The sequence below is a fragment of the Bradyrhizobium sp. CCBAU 25360 genome (assembly GCF_028128695.1).
Taxonomy (GTDB): Bacteria; Pseudomonadota; Alphaproteobacteria; order Rhizobiales; family Xanthobacteraceae; genus Bradyrhizobium; species Bradyrhizobium ottawaense.
In genome coordinates, this window is record NZ_LBJA01000042.1 from 147,901 (window position 1) to 166,904 (window position 19,004).

20 protein-coding genes are annotated in these 19,004 nt (G+C 65.7%); 13 read left to right on the plus strand and 7 right to left on the minus strand.

From position 1 onward, the window contains the following. Positions 1 to 61: 61 nt before the first annotated feature. The gene (locus XH81_RS24845) at positions 62 to 1,711 is read right to left on the minus strand and encodes a glycosyltransferase family 39 protein (protein WP_028142945.1); all 1,650 of its coding nucleotides are present in this window, start codon (positions 1,709 to 1,711) and stop codon (positions 62 to 64) included. Positions 1,712 to 2,023: 312 nt separating this feature from the next. On the opposite strand from XH81_RS24845, the gene XH81_RS24850 reads away from it, so the two are divergent. Continuing rightward, positions 2,024 to 2,917, plus strand: coding sequence for a hypothetical protein (locus XH81_RS24850; protein WP_038947826.1), 894 nt, complete (start codon positions 2,024 to 2,026; stop codon positions 2,915 to 2,917). Between the two features lie 136 nt (positions 2,918 to 3,053). Then, positions 3,054 to 3,470 carry a MucR family transcriptional regulator gene (locus XH81_RS24855; protein ID WP_028142947.1) on the plus strand — a complete coding sequence of 139 codons (417 nt, stop codon included), beginning with the start codon at positions 3,054 to 3,056 and terminating at the stop codon, positions 3,468 to 3,470. Positions 3,471 to 3,630: 160 nt separating this feature from the next. Here the strand turns inward: XH81_RS24855 and XH81_RS24860 are convergent, their stop codons facing one another. Further along, entirely contained in the window at positions 3,631 to 4,059 is a 429-nt protein-coding gene (locus XH81_RS24860; RefSeq protein WP_095426445.1) for a SufE family protein, read from the minus strand. A gap of 67 nt (positions 4,060 to 4,126) precedes the next feature. Further along, complete coding sequence (locus tag XH81_RS24865) at positions 4,127 to 4,561, minus strand: DUF5330 domain-containing protein (RefSeq protein WP_038947827.1); 435 nt, start codon at positions 4,559 to 4,561, stop codon at positions 4,127 to 4,129. A gap of 411 nt (positions 4,562 to 4,972) precedes the next feature. Here XH81_RS24865 and XH81_RS24870 point away from each other — a divergent pair, with 411 nt between their 5' ends. The 4 genes from XH81_RS24870 to XH81_RS24885 all read left to right on the plus strand — a co-directional run bounded on the left by XH81_RS24870 (position 4,973) and on the right by XH81_RS24885 (position 8,295). Beyond that, the gene (locus XH81_RS24870) at positions 4,973 to 6,838 is read left to right on the plus strand and encodes an ATP-binding protein (protein WP_212429465.1); all 1,866 of its coding nucleotides are present in this window, start codon (positions 4,973 to 4,975) and stop codon (positions 6,836 to 6,838) included. Next, positions 6,831 to 7,541: a peptidoglycan-binding domain-containing protein gene (locus tag XH81_RS24875; RefSeq protein ID WP_028142951.1), complete on the plus strand. Its 711-nt coding sequence runs from the start codon at positions 6,831 to 6,833 to the stop codon at positions 7,539 to 7,541. The genes XH81_RS24870 and XH81_RS24875 overlap by 8 nt, the downstream gene beginning before the upstream one ends. Before the next feature lie 146 nt (positions 7,542 to 7,687). Beyond that, positions 7,688 to 7,897, plus strand: a complete 210-nt coding sequence (locus XH81_RS24880) for a hypothetical protein (protein WP_028142952.1) — start codon at positions 7,688 to 7,690, stop codon at positions 7,895 to 7,897. A gap of 53 nt (positions 7,898 to 7,950) precedes the next feature. Continuing rightward, positions 7,951 to 8,295, plus strand: a complete 345-nt coding sequence (locus XH81_RS24885; protein ID WP_028142953.1) for a DUF1491 family protein — start codon at positions 7,951 to 7,953, stop codon at positions 8,293 to 8,295. A 212-nt stretch (positions 8,296 to 8,507) separates the two neighbouring features. Here XH81_RS24885 and XH81_RS24890 read toward each other — a convergent pair whose 3' ends face one another. Further along, positions 8,508 to 9,485: a DUF2336 domain-containing protein gene (locus XH81_RS24890; RefSeq protein WP_095426447.1), complete on the minus strand. Its 978-nt coding sequence runs from the start codon at positions 9,483 to 9,485 to the stop codon at positions 8,508 to 8,510. Between the two features lie 253 nt (positions 9,486 to 9,738). On the opposite strand from XH81_RS24890, the gene XH81_RS24895 reads away from it, so the two are divergent. Together XH81_RS24895 and XH81_RS24900 are read left to right on the plus strand one after the other, a co-directional pair. Then, the gene (locus XH81_RS24895) at positions 9,739 to 9,927 is read left to right on the plus strand and encodes a hypothetical protein (protein WP_018315770.1); all 189 of its coding nucleotides are present in this window, start codon (positions 9,739 to 9,741) and stop codon (positions 9,925 to 9,927) included. 15 nt (positions 9,928 to 9,942) lie between these two features. Then, positions 9,943 to 10,704, plus strand: coding sequence for a hypothetical protein (locus XH81_RS24900; RefSeq protein ID WP_038947832.1), 762 nt, complete (start codon positions 9,943 to 9,945; stop codon positions 10,702 to 10,704). Positions 10,705 to 10,748: 44 nt separating this feature from the next. On the opposite strand, the gene XH81_RS24905 is transcribed toward XH81_RS24900, so the two are convergent. Next, the gene (locus XH81_RS24905) at positions 10,749 to 11,666 is read right to left on the minus strand and encodes a LysR substrate-binding domain-containing protein (protein ID WP_049801714.1); all 918 of its coding nucleotides are present in this window, start codon (positions 11,664 to 11,666) and stop codon (positions 10,749 to 10,751) included. 133 nt (positions 11,667 to 11,799) lie between these two features. Between XH81_RS24905 and XH81_RS24910 the strand changes: the two genes are divergently transcribed. The 5 genes from XH81_RS24910 (at position 11,800) to XH81_RS24930 (ending at position 17,506) form a co-directional block, all read left to right on the plus strand. Then, positions 11,800 to 12,561: an SDR family NAD(P)-dependent oxidoreductase gene (locus tag XH81_RS24910; RefSeq protein ID WP_038947833.1), complete on the plus strand. Its 762-nt coding sequence runs from the start codon at positions 11,800 to 11,802 to the stop codon at positions 12,559 to 12,561. A 17-nt stretch (positions 12,562 to 12,578) separates the two neighbouring features. Next, complete coding sequence (locus tag XH81_RS24915) at positions 12,579 to 13,424, plus strand: transketolase (RefSeq protein WP_271596401.1); 846 nt, start codon at positions 12,579 to 12,581, stop codon at positions 13,422 to 13,424. Next, the gene (locus XH81_RS24920) at positions 13,421 to 14,431 is read left to right on the plus strand and encodes a transketolase family protein (protein ID WP_152103266.1); all 1,011 of its coding nucleotides are present in this window, start codon (positions 13,421 to 13,423) and stop codon (positions 14,429 to 14,431) included. Before XH81_RS24915 ends, XH81_RS24920 begins: the two co-directional genes overlap by 4 nt. A gap of 160 nt (positions 14,432 to 14,591) precedes the next feature. After that, complete coding sequence (locus XH81_RS24925; RefSeq protein ID WP_028142961.1) at positions 14,592 to 15,617, plus strand: TRAP transporter substrate-binding protein; 1,026 nt, start codon at positions 14,592 to 14,594, stop codon at positions 15,615 to 15,617. After that, positions 15,614 to 17,506 (plus strand): TRAP transporter large permease, encoded by a 1,893-nt coding sequence (locus XH81_RS24930; RefSeq protein WP_038974272.1) that lies wholly within the window; start codon positions 15,614 to 15,616, stop codon positions 17,504 to 17,506. Before XH81_RS24925 ends, XH81_RS24930 begins: the two co-directional genes overlap by 4 nt. Positions 17,507 to 17,524: 18 nt before the next feature. Here the strand turns inward: XH81_RS24930 and XH81_RS24935 are convergent, their stop codons facing one another. Both XH81_RS24935 and XH81_RS24940 read right to left on the minus strand, forming a co-directional pair. After that, positions 17,525 to 18,106 (minus strand): amino acid synthesis family protein, encoded by a 582-nt coding sequence (locus XH81_RS24935; protein ID WP_028142963.1) that lies wholly within the window; start codon positions 18,104 to 18,106, stop codon positions 17,525 to 17,527. A 7-nt stretch (positions 18,107 to 18,113) separates the two neighbouring features. Continuing rightward, a complete protein-coding gene (locus tag XH81_RS24940; RefSeq protein WP_028142964.1) occupies positions 18,114 to 18,977 on the minus strand; it encodes a fumarylacetoacetate hydrolase family protein in 864 nt (287 codons plus the stop codon). Between the last annotated feature and the right edge of the window lie 27 nt (positions 18,978 to 19,004).

The following is a 19,004-nucleotide window of genomic DNA, read 5'->3' on the forward strand; positions in this document are numbered from 1 at the left end:
GCTCTGAGGGGGATTCCGGATGTCGCTTTCGCTCATCCGGGCTTCGCCCTAGAGAAAATTATTACGGCGCCGGGATCGAGAGCAGGCTGGAAATGCTGCGGCCGCGGATGTCGTAGACGCGGGCGAACACCACGTCGTCGCGCTTGATCTCGACCATCACGGGCGCGGTGAGGCCCTTGCAGTAGAACTCGCCGAGCGTCATCGCGAAATCGGCCGCGTTGGAATCCCAGCCGATGGTGAAGTCGGGCCCGAGCGCGACCTGGGCAGGGCGCTGCGGACCGCAGACCGCGACCTTCCATTTGCGATTGGTCGGCGGCACTTCCTGGCGTTCGACGATCTGCTCGCGCAGCTCGTCCGAAGCCTGCTTCAGCGCGAGACCCCAATAGTCCAGCATGAAGCGGTCGTCGGCGCCGCGCACGGTGCCGGCGATATGGTTGAAGTGGGTGTACTGATAGGGATGCAGCCGGATCATCTCGGCGAGCGAGAGCGCAAGGCCAAAGCAGAACGTGGCGAGCACGACCGGCTGCCAGGTGCGGTGATTGGCGCGCAGGCGCTCCATGGCCCACGCGAAAGCGACGCCGCCGAGCACCGCCATTGGCGGGATCACGAACACGAAATGGCGGATGCCGTTGTACAGCGCCGGCCGCTTCACCATCGCGATCGCGAGCGGCAGGGTCGCAGCCAGCGTCAGCATCAGCATGATGGTCTTGCGCCGCGCCGGCACCTCGCTTCGCGGCAGCATGGCGAAGGTGCTGACCACGGCGCCGGCCATCAGCACCAGCATCACCTCGGGCAGCTGCAGCGCGAACAGCGTCGGCAGATAGGACCAGGGCATGTCCGGCACGGACACGATCGCGCCGTCGAACATCTCTTTCCACGGCTTCTCGAAGAAGTGCGAGAAGTAGGTCAGCGCCTCGAAGGGATTGCCGGGCTCCATGATCGACCACGGCCAAATCAGGCCCATCACGAGGTAGCCGAACGCCAAGCCGGGCAGCAGCACATAGACGACATGGGCGAAGCGGCGGACCGACTCGCGCAGGCCCTCGCTGCGCAGTTCCTCCAGGAACAGCGGGACGAAGCCGAGCACGGCGTAGACCAGCGCGAGCCCGCCGAGAACGCGGCAGCCCAGTGAAAGGCCGGCACCCAGGCCGACGATCAGGATCGTGCGCGGCGACGGCTTGGGATATTCCTCGGCGAGCCGGACCAGGCCGAGCATCAGGATGATCATGGCCACCGCGAAGGGTGCATCCTTCGGATTCATGAACATGTGGCCGTAGAAGATCGGGCACAGCGCGAGCAGCAGCAGCGAGGCAAGACCGGCAAGGGGCCCGCCGATGCGACGGCCGAGCCGCCACGTCACCGCAAGTCCGACCACGCCGACAATGGCGCCGACCAGACGTCGCGTCTCGAACAGCTCGAGCGGAATGATTTTGTGCAGGAGGGCCGCGACCATGTCGAAGCCGCCGCCATACATGTAGAGATTGGCGAAGGAGAGCGCCGCAGTATCCTTGAAGCCGGAACCGAACATGCGCAGCAGCAAATCGGCATATTCAGCGTGGGTGTAGTCGTCCCAGCCGAGGCCGTAGTCGCGGAACGTCAGGCCTGCAACGACCGCGACCGCGGCCAGCACCAGCATGGCGAGATCGTCGCAAGTCCGTTCGACCGAGCGCCGCAGAGGCGTGTCGATCGCCGAAGTCGTGATGGATGTCATGGCTATCGGTGCCCCGGAATCCCCTCTTGGCCCTGCTGGTGCGCGCGGGCCTGTTCCCCGGACTCCCTATAGCGCAGTTCCATTACCAAGTAATTGGGCATTATGGCTAAATTCCTGATGCGACGCAGCAATTCCGGTTACTTGAGAGCAGTCTAAGCAGTAGCGAGCCGTAGCTGAAGGGAATGTGAATAAGTCCCTGATTTCCTTCCCTTTAGGAACGCTACCGACGATTCCTCGTTGGCGTGGAACACCGGATGACGGTATCGTGGCGTAGCGGTTGTCGCGTGTGGATGGCGACCGGGGGTGAGTTCGATGAATCTGGCATTGTTGATCGCGGGGATTTTCGCCGTCGTGGCGGGCTTCCTTTCGATCCTGTTTGGCTTCTCCGTCAGGGAGTTCAGCCTCGGCAGCCCCCTCATAATCTCGGGCACGATCGCCGTCTGCTCCGGAATGTTACTGGCCGGCCTCTATGTCGTGGTCACGGAACTGAAGGGCCTCGCGCGTCGGCTGGCCGGTGCGCCGTCCGAGGTTCGGGTCAGGCCCGTGCTGCCGGGCCTCGCCGCATCAGGCGCTGCGCCCGAACCGATGCCTGCCGCTGCGGCGGCAAGGATCGAGGGAAGGGCCGAAGGAAAGATCGAGCAGCCACCGCCGCCACCACCTGCTGCAGGCCCGCCGCCGTGGCAGAGCGAAGCTGCCGCGCGCGAGCGTCCGCGCGTCGAGGCTCCGCCGGTGCCGGAAGCTCCAACGCCGCCCGCGGCTCCGGAAGCGCCGCGCCGGCGCAACCTGTTGTTCGCATCGACCTCGCGCAAGGAGCGGGAGCGTGCGGAGGCGAAGGCCATCGAGGACGCGCCGCCGCAGCTACCTGCGGAGCCCGGTGAGGCCCTGGATACTCCGCCTGCAAGCTTTGACGATGCCTGGCCGAAGCCGGACCGCATGCGTCCGTCGGAGCCGCCGGCCGCCCTGCGCCGGCCGCCGCCGCGCTCGCCATCGACCTTTGCGGAGGCCGCTCCGCCGCCTGCACCCGAGCCGCCGCCCCCACCACCACCCGTCGAGCAGGCGCCCGTGACCGTCCTCAAATCCGGCATCGTCGACGGCATGGCCTATTCGCTCTATTCCGACGGCTCGATCGAAGCGCAGATGCCGGAGGGCATGATGCGCTTTGCGTCGATCGACGAGTTGCGTGCCCATCTCGACCAGCGGTCCTGAACTCTGCCGCGCAGCAGTCAAGCGCCGCAATCGTCGTCGCCTCGTCAGTCCCTTGTTTCAGCCGAACGTATTGTTGACACGGAAAGGTTCGGCGTCGTCTATCCCGTGAAGCGCAAGGTGCAGAGAGGGCGGGCCCATGTCGGATGCCGGGGCTAAGAATTTCATCGAGCTGACGGCGAGCATCGTGTCGGCCTATCTCGGCAACAATCCGACGCCTGCGGCGGAGATTCCGAACCTGATCAGCCAGGTGCATGGCGCATTGGTGCGGGTGTCGTCAGGCCGCACCGAGACCGCGCCGCTCGAGCCGGCCAAGCCGGCCGTCTCGCTGAAGAAGTCGATCGCGCCCGACTATCTGGTCTGCCTGGAAGACGGCAAGCGCTTCAAGTCGCTGAAGCGCCATCTGCGCACGCAGTACAACATGACGCCGGAGCAATACCGCGAGAAATGGGGCCTGCCGGCCGACTACCCCATGGTCGCGCCGAACTATGCGGTGGCGCGCTCGCAATTGGCCAAGCAGATGGGCCTCGGACAGCAGCAGCGGAAGCGGAAGTAGCTCGTCCGCTCGGCCAGCTCTCGTAGGGTGGGCAAAGGCGCGCTCTTGCGCGACGTGCCCACGAATTCTCAACCAGTCACACGCAGATCGTGGGCACGCTTCCGCCTTCGCTCTTCGAGCTACGGCGGACAAGCCGCTTTGCCCATCCTACGAGAGCATCTCACGACGCTTCCGCGAGCGCCTCTTTCGCATCGGTCTTGATGCGCTCGACCATCGAGCGCAGGCCGTTGGAGCGCTGCGGCGTCAGATGATCGCGAAAGCCGAACTCGTTGAACACGGCGATCGCGTCGGTATCGATGATCTCCTGCGGCGTGCGACCGGAATAGAGCGAGAGCACGATCGCGACCAGCCCGCGCACGATATGCGCGTCGCTGTCGCCGCGATATTTCAGGATCGGCGAGCCATGGCCGCGGTCGACCAGCTTCTGGAGCCAGACCTGGCTGACGCAGCCGTTGACCTTGTTCTCGGCGGAGTGTTCCGCCTCGGGCATCGGTTCCAGGGTGCGGCCGAGCTCGATGACGTACCGGTAGCGGTCGTCCCACTCGTCCAGAAGCTCGAAATTGTCCCTGATTTCGTCGATCGTCGTCATGTTGGCCCGTGTTCCCGTTAGGGCCAATATAAGGATGCGAGGAGATGAAATCGATAGGGTTTGGGCGCTAATTCGCCGCCGCCGGGCCGCGCCATTCCAGCGCGAGGTCGTCCTGGCTCAGGGTATCGCGCGGTGCCTCGGTCGATGCGGCATCGCCTTCGCCGGCCATCGCGATCGAGCCGGTATGGTCGGGCGCCTTCTTGTCGTTCTTCTCGTTCTTGTCGTTGGAGATCTGTTCTTTCTTGTCGTTGATGATCTGGTAGATCTTGCGCGCGCCGTCCTGGGCGCGCTGGCCGATGATGGTCGCGGCCTGTCCGCCGACCTCGCAGGCCGCCGGCTGGCGCTTGCAGAACTGGGTCATGTCGGAGACGGCCGCGGTCGCAGCCTGCACCGCGTCGGCGGCACCGATCTGGGGCAGCTTCTCCGATTCGGGCGTCTTGTCCCTGGGCAGGAGCACCAGCACCAGCCCGAGCCAGAATGTGATGCGGAGCAGAAAGCGCATCTTATCGACCTGTTCGTTAGATCCCGCCCGCGGCGATGGTCCGCGCGCGTTTCGACCTAGCAACTCTCGATAAATCGCAAGTGATTGCCTTGAGCTTAATTCGCGGAAAATTTACGCAAAATTCTTCGAGATCGACGGTGTCGTAAATTTTCGATTGACGCCGGCGCCCGTGATTCTGCTGGCATGCGTATCCACCAATTCGAAACCATGCCGGGATGTGTGAAACCCTGTGTTCACCATCCTCGCCGAAGACGTCGCCAAATCGTCTAAAAAGCCCCGCGATGTCTCGGCGTCCGGCCCCACACCGAGCCGCCTTAGCACTCGTTTAAGGTCGCTCTGACACGGTGGCTCAACGACAAGGAGGCGTTGCGGCGCGTCTTCCAAAGACGATTGAGCCAAAGCGCGAGACCCGTGACAGTTTTGAGTATCATCCGCGATTGTCTCGATGCACTGCTGCATCCCTCCGCGCGTTACGATGCGCTGATGCGGGCGCGTCATCGTGCCTTCATGGCGCCGCGGCTGCTCGGCAGCCTGGCCGCCTTTGCCGCATTCCCGGTCTATCTCGCCATGCGCGGCGCACCGAGCGCGGTCGAGGTCGCCGCGTTCGCCTGGCTGATCGCGCCGATCCTGCTGTCCTGGTTCCTGTCGCGCACCGGCCGCTATGAAGGCGCCCATGTGCTGTCGTCGCTGGCGCTCGCCGGCCTGATCATGGCGGTCGCGGGCACCACGGGCGGCATCGAATCATTCGCCGCGGTCTGGCTGGTCGTGGTTCCCCTCGAAGCCGCGCTGTCGGCCTCGCGCCGCGTCGCCGCCTTCGCTTCCTTGCTCGCGCTGTCCTGTGCGGGACTCCTGATTCTCGTCGGCCAGCTCGGCTGGCTGCCGGTTGCAGACACCAGCACTGCTGAACGCGGCGTGCTGATGGCGTGCGGCGTCGTCTCGGCGACGCTCTATGCCGCCGGCCTTGCCTTCGGCGCGGAATCGCTGGCGCGCACCAGCGTTGCGCTGCTGTCGCGCGAGGAGGAGCGCTATCGCCTGCTCGCCCGCAACATGAGCGACGTCGTCTCGCGGCATCAGCGCAACGGTGCGGTGCAGTTCATCTCGCCGGCGGCGGAAGCCATGCTCGGCATGCCGGTGGCGCAACTGCTGGGGCATGGCCTGTTCGACCGCGTCCATGTCGCCGATCGCCCGGCCTATCTCACCGCGCTCTCCGATGCCGCGCGCGGCGACGTGCGCAGCATCGAGTTCCGGCTGCGGCGTGAGCCCGACGGTTCGGAGCGCGGCCAGGTCGATTTCCTCTGGGTCGAGATGCGCTGCCGCCCGCTCGACCGGGATATCGGCCACAATTATCACAGTGACGTCACGCGCGAGGCCGAAGTCGTCGCCGTGATGCGCGACGTCACCGACCACAAGCTGTCCGAGCAGGCGCTGGATCAGGCGCGCAGCGCCGCGGAAGCTGCCGATGCCGCCAAGACGCGCTTCCTCGCCACCATGAGCCATGAGCTGCGCACGCCGCTGAACGCCATCATCGGCTTCTCCGAGATGATCGCGCAGGAGCAGACCCTGATGCTGGGTGCGGCCCAGCGCCAGGAATACGCGCAGCTCATCAACGATTCCGGCCAGCACCTGTTGTCGGTCGTCAATGGCATCCTGGACATGTCGAAGATGGAGTCGGGCAATTTCGAGATCGCGTCCGAGCCGTTCGCGCCGCGGGCCTCGCTGTTGCATTGCTGCAATCTCTTGGCGCTGAAGGCGCGGGAGAACGGCATCGATCTCATCACCGATGCGCCGCAGGATCTGCCCGTCATGACCGGCGATCCCAGGGCGTTCAAGCAGATCGTGCTCAATCTCGTCGCCAACGCCATCAAGTTCACCGAGCGTGGCGGTCAGGTCTCCGTGACCGCTTCGGTGTCGGGTTCGCAGCTGACGCTGCGCATAAGCGATACCGGCGTCGGCATCGCGCCCGACGATCTCAAGCGCATCGGCGCGCCGTTCTTCCAGGCGGGCAAGACCTATCAGCGCCGTCACGAGGGAACCGGTCTCGGACTTTCGATCGTGAAGAGTCTCGTGGCGTTGCATCTCGGCGAATTGACGGTACAAAGCAGTTTGGGAGAGGGCACCGCCGTCACCGTCAGGCTGCCGCTCGTCTACACGCCGCCGCAAGTCAAGCCGGTCGAAAGCAAGGTCGCGACGCTGACGCCGGTGCTGCGCCAGGATCTTCAGGACCAAACTCACGACCAGTCTCAGGACCAACCCGCTCTGGTGAAGAAAAGTGCCTAGGAAGTCTACCAAGGACGAAGCCGCTCCGCGCCGCCGTGGCGCCAAGGCCGCGGTTGTCGATGTCGAGACCGAGCGCAACCTCGTGATGCGCGTGCTGCTGCACAGCCCCAAGGACACGCTGGCCGGTCTCGTCGCCGTCGCCGCGATCGGCGCGATCGTTGCCAATGCGCTGTTCCTGCAGACCGGCCGCCATCCGGCGCCGATGTTCGGCACCGTGATCAATCTTCCCGCACCGTCCTCCGTGGCGCTGTCGAACCCAATGCCGCGGCCGCGCCCGGTCGGCGCCGATACCTCGCCGCTGGAGCCGCGCGCGACGGAGTTCCGCGCCGAGCCGAAACCTGCCGAGCGAGCCGCCGAGAAGCCGCCGGAGAAACCCGTCGAGGCGACCGCATCGACGCCGCGCGCGGGCAGTGATCCCATGACCAATCTGGTCAAGGCGACGACCTCGACGCCGCCGTCCGCCATGCGTCCGCCCGCGCCGATTCCCGTGCCGCAGAGCCCCGCCGCCCGGCGTATCGCCGGCGTTCAGCGCGCGCTGTCCGAATATGGCTACGGGAATTTGAAGATCACGGGCACGATGAGCGGCGAAACCCAGGCCGCGATCCAGAAGTTCGAGCGCGAGCACAAGATGCAGGTCACCGGCCAGTTGTCCGACCGGCTGCTGCGCGAGCTCGGCGCCGCGATCGGCCATCCCGTCGAATAACCCCACCGCCCGCTGTCATTGACGCCGATCAATTCCGGGCATCGCGCGCCGCCGCGCCCGCGCGCGGGCGATTTGCTTGGGATCAATGACGGCCGACGGCTTCGGGGAACATGATCGCTCATCTTCAACGAAGAAGAGAGGTTGTCATGTTCAAGGTCTCGGTTCTGGTCTGGATCATGCTGGGTACGGTGCTGGCGGGCGTCAGTCTGATCGTCGTGCTGATGGTGCCGAGCTTCGCCGCCGACGCGATCAGGAACATCCCCTATGCGGTCGCCGTGGGATTCGCACTTGCGATGCCGCTGTCATACCTCGTCGCACGCCAGATCAACGGCGGGCAAGGTGTAAGCAAGGCGTGACAATCGGACGCTGAGACTGGCGGCGCGCGTCACGCTGGCCTATCGTTCGACTCATGCGTTTGAAATCCAACATATGGGTGGCGGCTTACCTGCGCCGGTGCCAGACCGAGGGCGTGTTCGGCGCGGTGCGCCGTCGCGGTGCCGAGGAGGCGGGCGCGGTGTTCGTGAAAGTGTCGCTGCTCGACGGCCATGCGATGCTGTACGCGCCGGCGCCGCAGACCTCTTACGACGACGGCCGCCCCGTCGATCGCTTCTTCGTGCCGGTCGCGCAGCAACCTCTGCCCGAGCACACGATCGAGGAGCGGCTGACGAAGGAAATCCGCTTCGATCCGGACGCCTGGATCGTCGAGACCGAGGATCGTGCCGGACGGCATTTCCTCGAGCTTGCGAAGGCGTAGCTGTGTCCCGGACAAGCGGCGACGCGCCAGCGTTGCCGTGCAGAGCCGGGACCCATAAGGCTGCATCAACGAAGGCGGAGAGATGGGCCCCGGCTCAGCAGCGCATCGCCGGAGGGGCGCTGCGCTGCGTCCGGGGCACGACTGCGCGCTGCGCTGGCAATGACGAGCTTGGGGAGATGCCGCGCGCCTCACGCTCAGCGTCAGCGGGTCGTTCAACGCTCCGATGACCCGTCGGTGCCGGTGCGGCGCGGCGGCATTGCGCCGGGCTGCACGCCCGGCCGGGTCTGGCTTGCGCCCGCGCGGGCGCGCTGGCGTTCGCCGTCATGCAGTGACGACTGGTACTTTGCGCGGGTGACGGCGAGCGTCGAGCCGCGCCAGGCTGCCAGCATCACCAGCGCCGAGCGGTCGTTGAGACGATCGTAGAGCCGCGATAGCCGGTAGACCTCGTTCACGGACGTGCCGATCTCCGGCTTGAAGAACAGCAGGATGCGCTGGAAGTTGGGGCTCGGCATGTCGAGCGCGCGCGCGGCGACCGCGAGCGCCTCGCCGCCGGCATCGTCGACGATCTGGGCCGCGACGCGCGAGGGCAGGATCAGGCTGTCGCCGAGCTCGAGGGTGAAATTCTCGACGTCGCCCGCGATCGCCGCCATCTCCAGGATCTGAATCGCGCGCTTGGCGCGCACGGTCGGAATGCGGGGCGCCGCCTTCAGCGGGGTCTGCGCCAGGTTGTGCAGGATCAGCGCGCGCTCGGAGGCGCCGGCGCGGAAGAACATGTCGTGGATCTCGGCGGCGTCCTTCGGCTGCATCGCCATGTTCGCGGCCATGCGCAGCTCGGCGTCGGTCGGCGTGCGGGCCGGCGCGGGGGCGGGTGCGGGCGTGGGGATTTCACGCGCCAGTGGAACCCTGCGGCCTTCATGTGCGGCAACCAGCCCGAGCTTCTGGAGAACCGGGACGGGCGTCGACGGATAGATCGCGAGCTTGGCCTTGATGGCCGCGCGGGTCGCATCGTCGACCTGGTCGATCAGCCGCGTTGCAAGCTCGGTGAACTGGCGCTGCTCGTCGTCACTGTGGATGCGGGTCTGCACATAGAGGTCGGTCAGCACGCGCAGCAGCGTCGGCCGAACATCGACGCCTTCGCGACGGGAGAGCGACATCAGCCCGTCGAATCCGGGAAACAGCGACTTGGTCATGGAGAGATACGCGACCTGGAAGAGATACTGCCCGCCAGCCTATCGCAGGCTCCTTTAAAGGCTCGTTAAGGAAAACGAGGCGTGAAGCCGAACGCTCGATTTGAAGCGATCTCGTGCCGCAACGGGACGTCGCGGGCGGCCCGTGCGGTTACGGTCCGACCGCGACGTTTACACCCCGTTAACCATGAACTGATCTTAATGAATGCATGTTGCATGAGCGCGCTCGGTCGCGCGGCAATTGAAGAGAGCTGACATGGGGACCATCATTGAATTTCCGGCCGGTCGCCGGGTGGGCTCGTCGGGGGATGTCGCTCCGCGCGCGGACATGGGAACGATCCTGATCCTTCCCGTCATCCGTATCGAGCGCGAGGCAGACGAAACCAGCGGCGATCACGGGCCGGAGCAGGGCACAGCGCCGGGGCGCCGTCGTCGCCGTCGCTGATTCCGGGCTTTTGCAATGCCGGACACCATCCGCCAGATCCGGTCTGTCCGATCGGCCGTGCTGCTCACGATGCTTGGCGCTGCGCTCGGTGCCTGTAGCGGCGGCGATTTCGGCCGCACCCGCGCCGACATGCGCAGCGACGACATGCATCGCTGGCTCGGCGAGGAGGTCACCTCCAGCGTCGGTCTGAAACCCTCGCAATTCCAGCTCACCGACGAGGAGCGCCAGCTGCGCGACCTCGCCTATCCCATGATCGAGCCGCCGCTGTCGCGCCCCGCCTGGAAGAGCGTGTTCGGCGACTACAAGGCGATGCCGTCACCCTGGCGGCAGAAGATCGTGTTCGACCGCACCATGTACGGCCGCACGCTGATCGACGAGCCGCACCGCTCGCATTCCTCGCGCTATGCGCAGCTGATCGAGGACGTCCGCAACGACATCACCCGCTTCGAGCCGTTCTTCGCATCCGCGATCCGCGTCATCGACCTCGACAGAAAGCGCAACGCCAGCATGGCGCGCGTCTCCGCGCTCTCGCCGAGAGAGAGGGACGACGCGGTCGCGCGGATGCAGGAGAACTCGCTGATCGTGCAGTGGGTGCAGCAATGTCTGGAGCAGCGCATCTCGTCCTATCGCTGGGCACTGGAGCGCCTGGTGATCCAGGCCCCTGACGGCATGGCCGCCGATGCCGACCGCCTGATCGGCGAGCTCGCCGCCCAGACCGCCAATCCGCCGGTCCAGGCACAACCGCCCTATGGGCGCGCGGTGGTTTCGAAGGGCTGAGCAGAAAAGACGCTTCGGCGGCACGTATTGAGCGGTCGGAGCCGTCAGCCCGTCGACTTGACTCTCGATCGGCTTGAAGCCGGGCCGGCAACCGCGACCTCCCGCGTGATCCACTCGGCGAAGACGCGGATCGGTCGCCGCTGCTGGCTCGCGCGCGGGAACACCAGATGGTGGCCGATATAGCGGATGTCGACGGAGCGTCCGGCGAGGGGGGCAACCAGCCGCCTTGTGGCGATCTCGCGTTCGGCAAGCCGGGTTGACTCCAGCGTCACGCCGAGGCCGCTCGACGCCATCGCAATCGCCAGAAAGCTGCGATCGAAGCGCATGCCGTGAATGGCAGGCGCTTCGAGTCCGTTGGCGGTGAACCATTGGTGCCACTGCACCTGCTTCACTTCCGAGCGGATCAGCACCTGATCGAGCAGGTCCTTCGGCTTGCGGATTTTCTTCGCGAGCTCGGGCGTGCAGAGCGGCGTTACGGTCTCTTCGCCGAGCGGAATGACCTCGACTCCCTCGGCTCTCGGCTGCCCGTAGACGATGTCGATGTCGAAATCGTCATTGCTGAACCGGGCATATTCCGTGCTGGCGGCGAGCCGGACCTCGAGCTGGGGCTCTGCGGCCATGAAGCGGGCAAGGCGCGGGGCGAGCCACTGCGCGGCAAAGCTCGGCGCGCAGTGCACTCTCAGCAATTGCGGGCCGCGGCCCGCGACCTCTTCGATCCCGCGGCGCAGATTGTCGAAGGCGGCGCCGGCATGACGCATCAGGTTCTCGCCCGCCGGCGTCAGACGGACGGCGCGGGCGCTCCGCTCGAACAATATCGTGCCCATCGCGCTTTCGAGCTTGCGGATGGCGTGGCTCACCGCGCTCGGCGTCAAATGAAGTTCGTTCGCCGCATCCCGGAACGAGCCGGTGCGTGCGGCCGCCTCGAACGCGCGGATGGATGATATCGGAATACTGGACAGCAGCATCCGACGAGTGAACCAAATTCACCTATGCAAGACAACAGCGCGTTTGTCGGAAACGAGGCAGGGGCATAATCAACGGGTCAAGAACAGTGGCGCCGTCGGTGCCGGCAACAGCCATTCAGGGAGGATCACAATGCTGCTACGCGGCAAGACAGCCATCATCACCGGAGCGGCCTCGCCGCGGGGCATCGGCCTTGCAACGGCCCGCCGCTTTGCGGCCGAAGGCGCCCGGGTCGCCATTCTCGACATCGACGGTTCAGCCGCGGAAGCCGCCGCGCGCGGACTCGAATCCGGCACTGGCGAGCCGCATCTTGGCCTCGCCTTGGACGTCACCGACAAGCAGGCCTGCATCAAGACCGTTGAAGCGGTCATCGCGAAATTCGGTCAGATCGACATCCTCATCAACAATGCGGGCGTGACGCAGCCGGTGAAGCTTCTCGACATCACCCCTGAAGATTGGGACCGTATCCAGGACGTCAATTTGAAGGGCATCCTGTTCCTGTCGCAGGCGGTGATCCCGCATATGCGCAAGCGCAGGAGCGGGTCGATCGCGTGCATGTCGTCGGTCTCCGCCCAGCGCGGCGGCGGCATCTTCGGCGGACCGCATTACTCGGCAGCCAAGGCCGGCGTGCTCGGCCTCGCCAAGGCGATGGCCCGCGAATTCGGGCCCGACGGTATCCGCGTCAACTGCGTGACGCCGGGCCTGATCGGCACCGATATCACCGCGGGCAAGCTCACCGACGAGATGCGGACGAAGATCCTCGAGGGCATACCGCTCGGCCGCCTCGGCGAGGCCGCCGACGTCGCGGGCATCTACACCTTCCTCGCCTCGGACCTGTCGGCCTACGTCACCGGTGCGGTCATCGACGTGAACGGCGGCATGCTGATCCACTAGGCGAGGAGGAGATATACATGGCAAAACCGACACTCCCGAACGCGCCGACGCTGGCACAGCGCGCCCGCAATATCCGCCGCAACGCCTTGCTGATGGGCGAGGTCCAGGGCCAGGGCTATATCGCCCAGGCGCTCGATATCGCCGACGTGCTGGCGGTGGCCTATTTCCACGCGATGCGCTTTCGCGCCGAGGATCCGGTCTGGGAAGGCCGCGACCGTTTTCTGCTCTCGAACGGGCACTATGCGATCGCACTTTATGCGGCGCTGATCGAGGCCGGGATCATTCCGGGGGCGGAGCTCGCGACCTATGGCTTCGACGAGAGCCGTCTGCCCATGTCGGGCATGGCCTCCTACACCCCGGGAATGGAGATGTCCGGCGGCTCGCTCGGCCTTGGCCTCGGCATCGCCGTCGGCATGGCGCTCGGGCTGAAGCGCAAGAAATCGGCGGCGCGCATTTTCACGCTGTTCTCCGACGGCGAGCTCGACGAGGGCTCGAAATGGGAAGCCATCATGTCGGCGGCCCATCACAAGCTCGACAACATCATCGCAGTCGTCGACGTCAACAATCAGCAGGCCGACGGTCCCTCCAAGCAGATGCTCGGCTTCGAGCCACTGGTCGACAAGCTCGAAGCCTTCGGCTGGTTCGTGCAGCGCGTCGATGGCAACGATCTCGACGCAGTGGTGGGGGCTTTCGATGCCGCGACGGCGCATGCCGAGCCGAAGCCTCGCATGATCGTCGCCGACACGTTGATGGGCAAGGGCGTTCCCTTCCTGGAGCAGCGTGAGAAGAACCATTTCATTCGCGTCGAGCCGCATGAATGGCAGCTCGCGCTGTCTGCACTGAACGCGGGAGACCAGTCATGAAGTCCGCCGGATCGACCCCCTCGGCAAAGCCGCGCCTGACCACGTCGGCCATGATCGCCTCGATCGCAGCGGAGGGCCAGCGCACCAAGCCCGCGCCCTTCGGCCACGCGCTCGTCGAGCTCGCCCGCAGCCGCGAGGACGTGGTCGGCATGACCGCCGATCTCGGCAAATACACCGACCTGCACATCTTCGCGCAGGCCTTTCCCGATCGTTACTACCAGATGGGCATGGCCGAGCAGCTGCTGTTCGCCGCAGCCTCGGGGCTCGCCGCCGAAGGCTTCATGCCGTTCGCGACGACCTACGCGGTGTTCGCCTCGCGCCGGGCTTACGACTTCATCCACCAGACCATTGCGGAAGAAGACCGCAACGTGAAGATCGCCTGCGCGCTGCCCGGCCTGACCTCGGGCTATGGACCCAGCCACCAGGCGGCCGAGGATCTCGCCCTGTTCCGCGCGATGCCGAACATGACGGTGATCGATCCCTGCGATGCGCACGAGATCGAGCAGGTCGTGCCGGCGATCGCCGCGCATCGCGGACCGGTCTATATGCGCCTGCTGCGCGGACAGGTGCCGCTGGTGCTCGACGAGTACAATTACCGGTTCGAGCTCGGCAAGGCTGCGTTGCTTCGTGACGGTGGCGACGTCCTGATCATCTCCTCGGGCATCATGACCATGCGCGCGCTGGAGGCGGCCCAGGCCTTGTCGGACGACCGCATTGATGCGGCTGTCCTGCACGTTCCGACCATCAAGCCGCTCGACACCGAAGCGATCCTGCGCGAAGCGGGCAAGCCCGGCCGCCTCGTCGTCGTCGCCGAGAATCACACCGTGATCGGCGGGCTCGGCGAGGCCGTGGCGACGCTGCTGATGCGCGCGGGCGTTCATCCCGCGTTCCGGCAGATCGGACTTCCCGACGAGTTTCTCGCCGCCGGCGCGCTGCCGACGCTGCACGACCGCTACGGCATCTCGACCGCGGAAGTGAAGCGGCAGATCAAGGAGTGGCTGCGCTAGCAGCCCGTCTTCCCGATCCACGACGGACATGCTTCGTCGCGCCGCTGCGAAGAACGACGGCTGCTGTCCAATGCCGGCGCATCGAGAGCCGGCCAGCAGCAACACGGACGGTGAAGAGCCGCCTTTAGATCAACCAATCCATGCTCGACAGGAGGAAACGATGACCTTGCGCAAGCCGATAACTCTCAGCCGCCGCAAGTTGCTCATGGCCGGCGCCGCCGTGCCGCTATGTGCCATTCTCACCCGCCCGGCCTCGGCCGCGGAATTCACCTACAAGCTTGCGACGGGGCAGGATCCGACGCACCCCGTCAACATCCGCGCCAAGGAAGCTGCCGACCGCATTCGCGAGGCGACGAGCGGACGGCTCGAGATCAATCTGTTCCCGGCGAACCAGCTCGGATCGGATACCGACCTGTTGACGCAGGTCCGCAACGGCGGCGTCGAGTTCTTCAACCTGTCCTCGCTGATCCTCGCGACGCTGGTGCCGGCCGCAGGCATCGTCAACCTCGGCTTTCTCTTCACGAACTATGACGCGGTCTGGAAGGCGATGGATGGCGAGCTCGGCGCCTATATCCGCGCGCAGATCGCGCGGACGCCGATCATGGCGGTGTCGAGCCCCTGGGATAACGGCTTCCGCCACGTCACGTCGTCCGGCCGCGAGATCAGGACGCCGGACGATCTCAAGAACTTCAAGCTGCGCGTGCCGGCCGCTCCCAATCTGACGTCGTTGTTCCAGGCGCTCGGGGCAGGCCCCGCGCCGATCAATTTCAACGAGGTTTACTCCGCGCTCCAGACCAAAGTGGTCGACGGTCAGGAAAATCCGCTGCCGATCATCGCGACGGCCCGGCTGTACGAGGTGCAGAAGACCTGTTCCCTGACCGGGCATGTCTGGGACAATTACTGGATCCTCGGCAACAAGCGCGCCTTCGAAAAGCTGCCGAAGGATGTGCAGCAGATCGTGACACGCGAGCTGGATCGCTCGGCCAAGGACGAGCGTGCGGACGTCGCCAAGCTCAGCGAGTCCTTGCGCGCCGACCTGACCGCCAAGGGCATGCAGTTCATCGACGTCGACCGCGGCGCATTCCGCCAGGCCCTGGCGAAGACCAGCTTTTACGCCGACTGGAGGGCCAAGTTCGGCGATGAGGCCTGGACTCAGCTCGAGAAAGCGGCGGGCAAGCTGTCATGACCGCGATCAACCATATGCCTGGGATCGATCAGGGCGCCGCGGGTGCGGCGCCTCAATCCGGTGTGCACCGCTGGGCCGTCGCGGCCAACAAGGTGCTTGGTCATGTGGTTGCGATCCCGGCGGCGCTCCTGGTGCTCGCCGAGATCGTCGTTTTGTCGGCCGGCATCGTCGGACGATATGTCTTTCACGCTCCGATCATCTGGGCGGATGAGCTTGCCGGCATCCTGTTCCTGTGGCTCGCCATGCTGGGATCGGTGATCGCGTTCCAGCGCGGTGAGCACATGCGGATGACGGCCATCATCGGCATGCTCCGTCCCGACGCACGTGCCTTCCTGGACGTCGTTGCCGCCGCGGCATCGCTGGCATTCCTGCTGCTGGTGGTCCACCCTGCCTACGAGTTCGCGGCCGACGAGGTGTTCGTCACGACCCCGGCGCTCGAAATCGTCAACAGCTGGCGGGCTGCCGCGTTACCCGTTGGCATCGGATTGATGCTGGTCGCGGCGGTCCTGCGGCTCGCCCGCATCTCGAGCCTGCGCAGCCTGCTCGCGGCTGGGGCGCTCGTCGCCGGCATCATCGCCGCGCTCGTCCTCATCGCGCCGGTGTTGAAACCGCTCGGCAATCTCAACCTGCTGATCTTCTTCGTGGTCATCGTCGGCGCCATGGTGCTGGCGGCGGTGCCGATCGCCTTTGCCTTCGGTCTTGCCACCGTCGGATATCTGGCGCTGACGACGAACACGCCCGATGCGGTCATCATTGGTCGCATGGACGAAGGCATGAGCCATCTGATCCTGCTGGCCGTGCCGCTCTTCGTGTTCCTCGGCCTGCTGATCGAGATGACCGGCATGGCGCGGGCCATGGTCGGCTTTCTCGCCAGCCTGCTCGGCCACGTGCGCGGCGGCCTGCATTATGTGCTGGTCGGCGCAATGTACCTGGTGTCGGGCATCTCCGGCTCGAAGGCGGCGGACATGGCCGCCGTGGCGCCGGTGCTGTTTCCGGAGATGACCAAGCGCGGCGCCAGGCCCGGTGATCTCGTGGCGCTGCTCGCGGCGACCGGGGCCCAGACCGAGACCATTCCGCCGTCGCTCGTCTTGATCACCATCGGCTCGGTGACGGGCGTGTCGATCGCGGCGTTGTTCACCGGGGGGCTGCTGCCCGGCATCGTGCTCGCCATCGGTCTCTGCGCCGTGGTCTGGTGGCGATACCGGGGCGAGGACCTGTCGCATGTGAAGCGGGCCACGGGGAGGGAGATCGGCCGCGCCTTCGTCATTGCCATCCCGGCAATGGCGCTGCCCTTCGTCATCCGCGCCGCGGTGGTCGAGGGCGTCGCCACCGCGACCGAAGTTTCGACCATCGGCATCGTCTACTCGGTGCTCACCGGGCTCCTGATTTATCGTCAGTTCTCCTGGCGCCGCCTCTACCCAATGCTGGTGGAGACCGCGTCATTGTCCGGCGCGATCCTGCTGATCATCGGCGCTGCGACAGGGATGGCGTGGGCTCTGACGCAATCGGGTTTCTCGGCCTCGCTTGCAAAGTTCATGACGGCGCTGCCGGGCGGAACGCCTGTCTTTCTCGGCGTGACGATCCTCGCCTTCGTCATTCTGGGCAGCGTGCTGGAAGGCATCCCCGCCATCGTCCTGTTCGGGCCGCTATTGTTTCCGATCGCCCGCCAGGTCGGCGTGCACGAAGTGCACTACGCGATGGTCGTCGTGCTCGCGATGGGTATCGGCCTGTTCGCCCCGCCATTCGGGGTCGGCTATTACGCGGCCTGCGCCATCAGCCGCATCAGTCCCGACGAGGGTATCAAGCCGATCGTCGGCTATATCGTGGCCCTGCTGATCGGCACGCTGATCGTCGCGGCGATCCCGTGGATCTCGACCGGCTTCCTGTGACGCGGAGACGGGCGGCGCTCACCGCTGCCCGTCATGCACGGAGATCTCCGACGCCTTGAGGCCGCCGATGCGGGCGTGGGGGCGGCCGCCGGTCGCCATCACGAGGCCGAAGGCGATCTCGTCGCGCCGTGGCGCGTCCCACAGCGTCATCTCCGCGGTGCCGAAATGGCTGCGGACATAGGCGGCATGGATGTGGCCGAGCGGCACCATCAGGCGCGTGCCCGGACCGCCGATGGTCTTCGCCGCCGGCACGATTGCTTTGGGTTGACCCAGCACCTCGCGCATGCCGTGGCCGCCGGCTTCATGCCAGACGGCGCCATGCTCGAGTTCGCCGTCTTCGCCGACGATGATGCCCTTGCCATAGGCTTCGATCCGCGGCGCACCGCCGAGCTGTGCGATCAGCGCGCCAGCGAGCTCGCGCCCGAGCTCACGCAAGGCCGCCTGGAACGGCATCAGATCGGGCTCATAGCGGCCGGCGAAAGGATTGCGGATCACCGCGACGGCGGTTCCGACCAGCAGCGGCTTCTCCAGCCGTGGGCCGCGCTCATGCCAGATGGTCTCGACGCTGAGCGCGGTCTTGCGAATATCGTAGGACGACATGCTGAAGCTAGGCCTCGTCCACGACGGGATTGCTGAGCACGCCGATGTTCTCGATCTCGACCTCGACCAAATCGCCGGGCTTGAGGAAGATCGGCGGCTTGCGGGTGAAGCCGACGCCGGCCGGCGTGCCGGTGGCGATGACGTCGCCGGGGACGAGATCGAAGATCGTCGAGCAATATTCGATCAGCCGCGGGATCGAGAAGATCAGCATCGAGGTGTCGGAGGACTGCACGGTCGCGCCGTTGACGCGCGTCTCCAGCTTGAGCTTCGTGGGATCGCCGATCTCGTCCGGCGTGACCAGCCACGGTCCGAACGGGCCGGTGCCGACGAAGTTCTTGCCGGAGGCGATCTGCTGGGCGTGGCGCTGCCAGTCGCGCACGCTGACGTCGTTGTAGATCGAATAGCCCGCGACATGATTCCATGCATCAGTCTGGCTGATATGACGGCCGCCCTTGCCGATGACGACGGCGAGCTCGCCCTCCCAATCGAAATTGTCCGAGACCTTCGGCCGGATCACCGGCGCGTTGTGCGCAACCTGGGAACGCCAGACCCGAAGGAAGATCGGCGGAAATTCCGTGATCTCGCGCTTCATGCCGAACGCCACGGCTTCGTTGTGGTGGTCGAGATAATTGCGCACGGCGCAGACGATCTTCTCGGGCCGCGGGATCACCGGCAGGTATTTGATGTCGCTCAGCGCCAACGTGGGCTTGTGCCCGGCGACGATCGCCTCGCGCTTGGCGTAGTCATCGCTGCCGAGAAAGTCCGCGAGCGTGGGGTACTGGGGCAGGGCGCGGCCCAGATCCACCACGCGGTTTTCGACAACGGCGCCCCAGCTTTCCCGATTTCCATCCAAGAACGACAGCAGCTTCATGATTTCGCCCTAACGATTTCGATTTTC

Excerpts from the sequence above, each read along its gene's own strand:
- XH81_RS24845 (WP_028142945.1), bottom strand. The coding sequence starts at position 1,711 with ATGACATCCATCACGACTTCGGCGATCGACACGCCTCTGCGGCGCTCG.
- XH81_RS24850 (WP_038947826.1), top strand. The coding sequence starts at position 2,024 with ATGAATCTGGCATTGTTGATCGCGGGGATTTTCGCCGTCGTGGCGGGC.
- XH81_RS24855 (WP_028142947.1), top strand. The coding sequence starts at position 3,054 with ATGTCGGATGCCGGGGCTAAGAATTTCATCGAGCTGACGGCGAGCATC.
- XH81_RS24860 (WP_095426445.1), bottom strand. The coding sequence starts at position 4,059 with ATGACGACGATCGACGAAATCAGGGACAATTTCGAGCTTCTGGACGAG.
- XH81_RS24865 (WP_038947827.1), bottom strand. The coding sequence starts at position 4,561 with ATGCGCTTTCTGCTCCGCATCACATTCTGGCTCGGGCTGGTGCTGGTG.
- XH81_RS24880 (WP_028142952.1), top strand. The coding sequence starts at position 7,688 with ATGTTCAAGGTCTCGGTTCTGGTCTGGATCATGCTGGGTACGGTGCTG.
- XH81_RS24885 (WP_028142953.1), top strand. The coding sequence starts at position 7,951 with ATGCGTTTGAAATCCAACATATGGGTGGCGGCTTACCTGCGCCGGTGC.
- XH81_RS24890 (WP_095426447.1), bottom strand. The coding sequence starts at position 9,485 with ATGACCAAGTCGCTGTTTCCCGGATTCGACGGGCTGATGTCGCTCTCC.
- XH81_RS24895 (WP_018315770.1), top strand. The coding sequence starts at position 9,739 with ATGGGGACCATCATTGAATTTCCGGCCGGTCGCCGGGTGGGCTCGTCG.
- XH81_RS24900 (WP_038947832.1), top strand. The coding sequence starts at position 9,943 with ATGCCGGACACCATCCGCCAGATCCGGTCTGTCCGATCGGCCGTGCTG.
- XH81_RS24910 (WP_038947833.1), top strand. The coding sequence starts at position 11,800 with ATGCTGCTACGCGGCAAGACAGCCATCATCACCGGAGCGGCCTCGCCG.
- XH81_RS24915 (WP_271596401.1), top strand. The coding sequence starts at position 12,579 with ATGGCAAAACCGACACTCCCGAACGCGCCGACGCTGGCACAGCGCGCC.
- XH81_RS24920 (WP_152103266.1), top strand. The coding sequence starts at position 13,421 with ATGAAGTCCGCCGGATCGACCCCCTCGGCAAAGCCGCGCCTGACCACG.
- XH81_RS24925 (WP_028142961.1), top strand. The coding sequence starts at position 14,592 with ATGACCTTGCGCAAGCCGATAACTCTCAGCCGCCGCAAGTTGCTCATG.
- XH81_RS24930 (WP_038974272.1), top strand. The coding sequence starts at position 15,614 with ATGACCGCGATCAACCATATGCCTGGGATCGATCAGGGCGCCGCGGGT.
- XH81_RS24935 (WP_028142963.1), bottom strand. The coding sequence starts at position 18,106 with ATGTCGTCCTACGATATTCGCAAGACCGCGCTCAGCGTCGAGACCATC.
- XH81_RS24940 (WP_028142964.1), bottom strand. The coding sequence starts at position 18,977 with ATGAAGCTGCTGTCGTTCTTGGATGGAAATCGGGAAAGCTGGGGCGCC.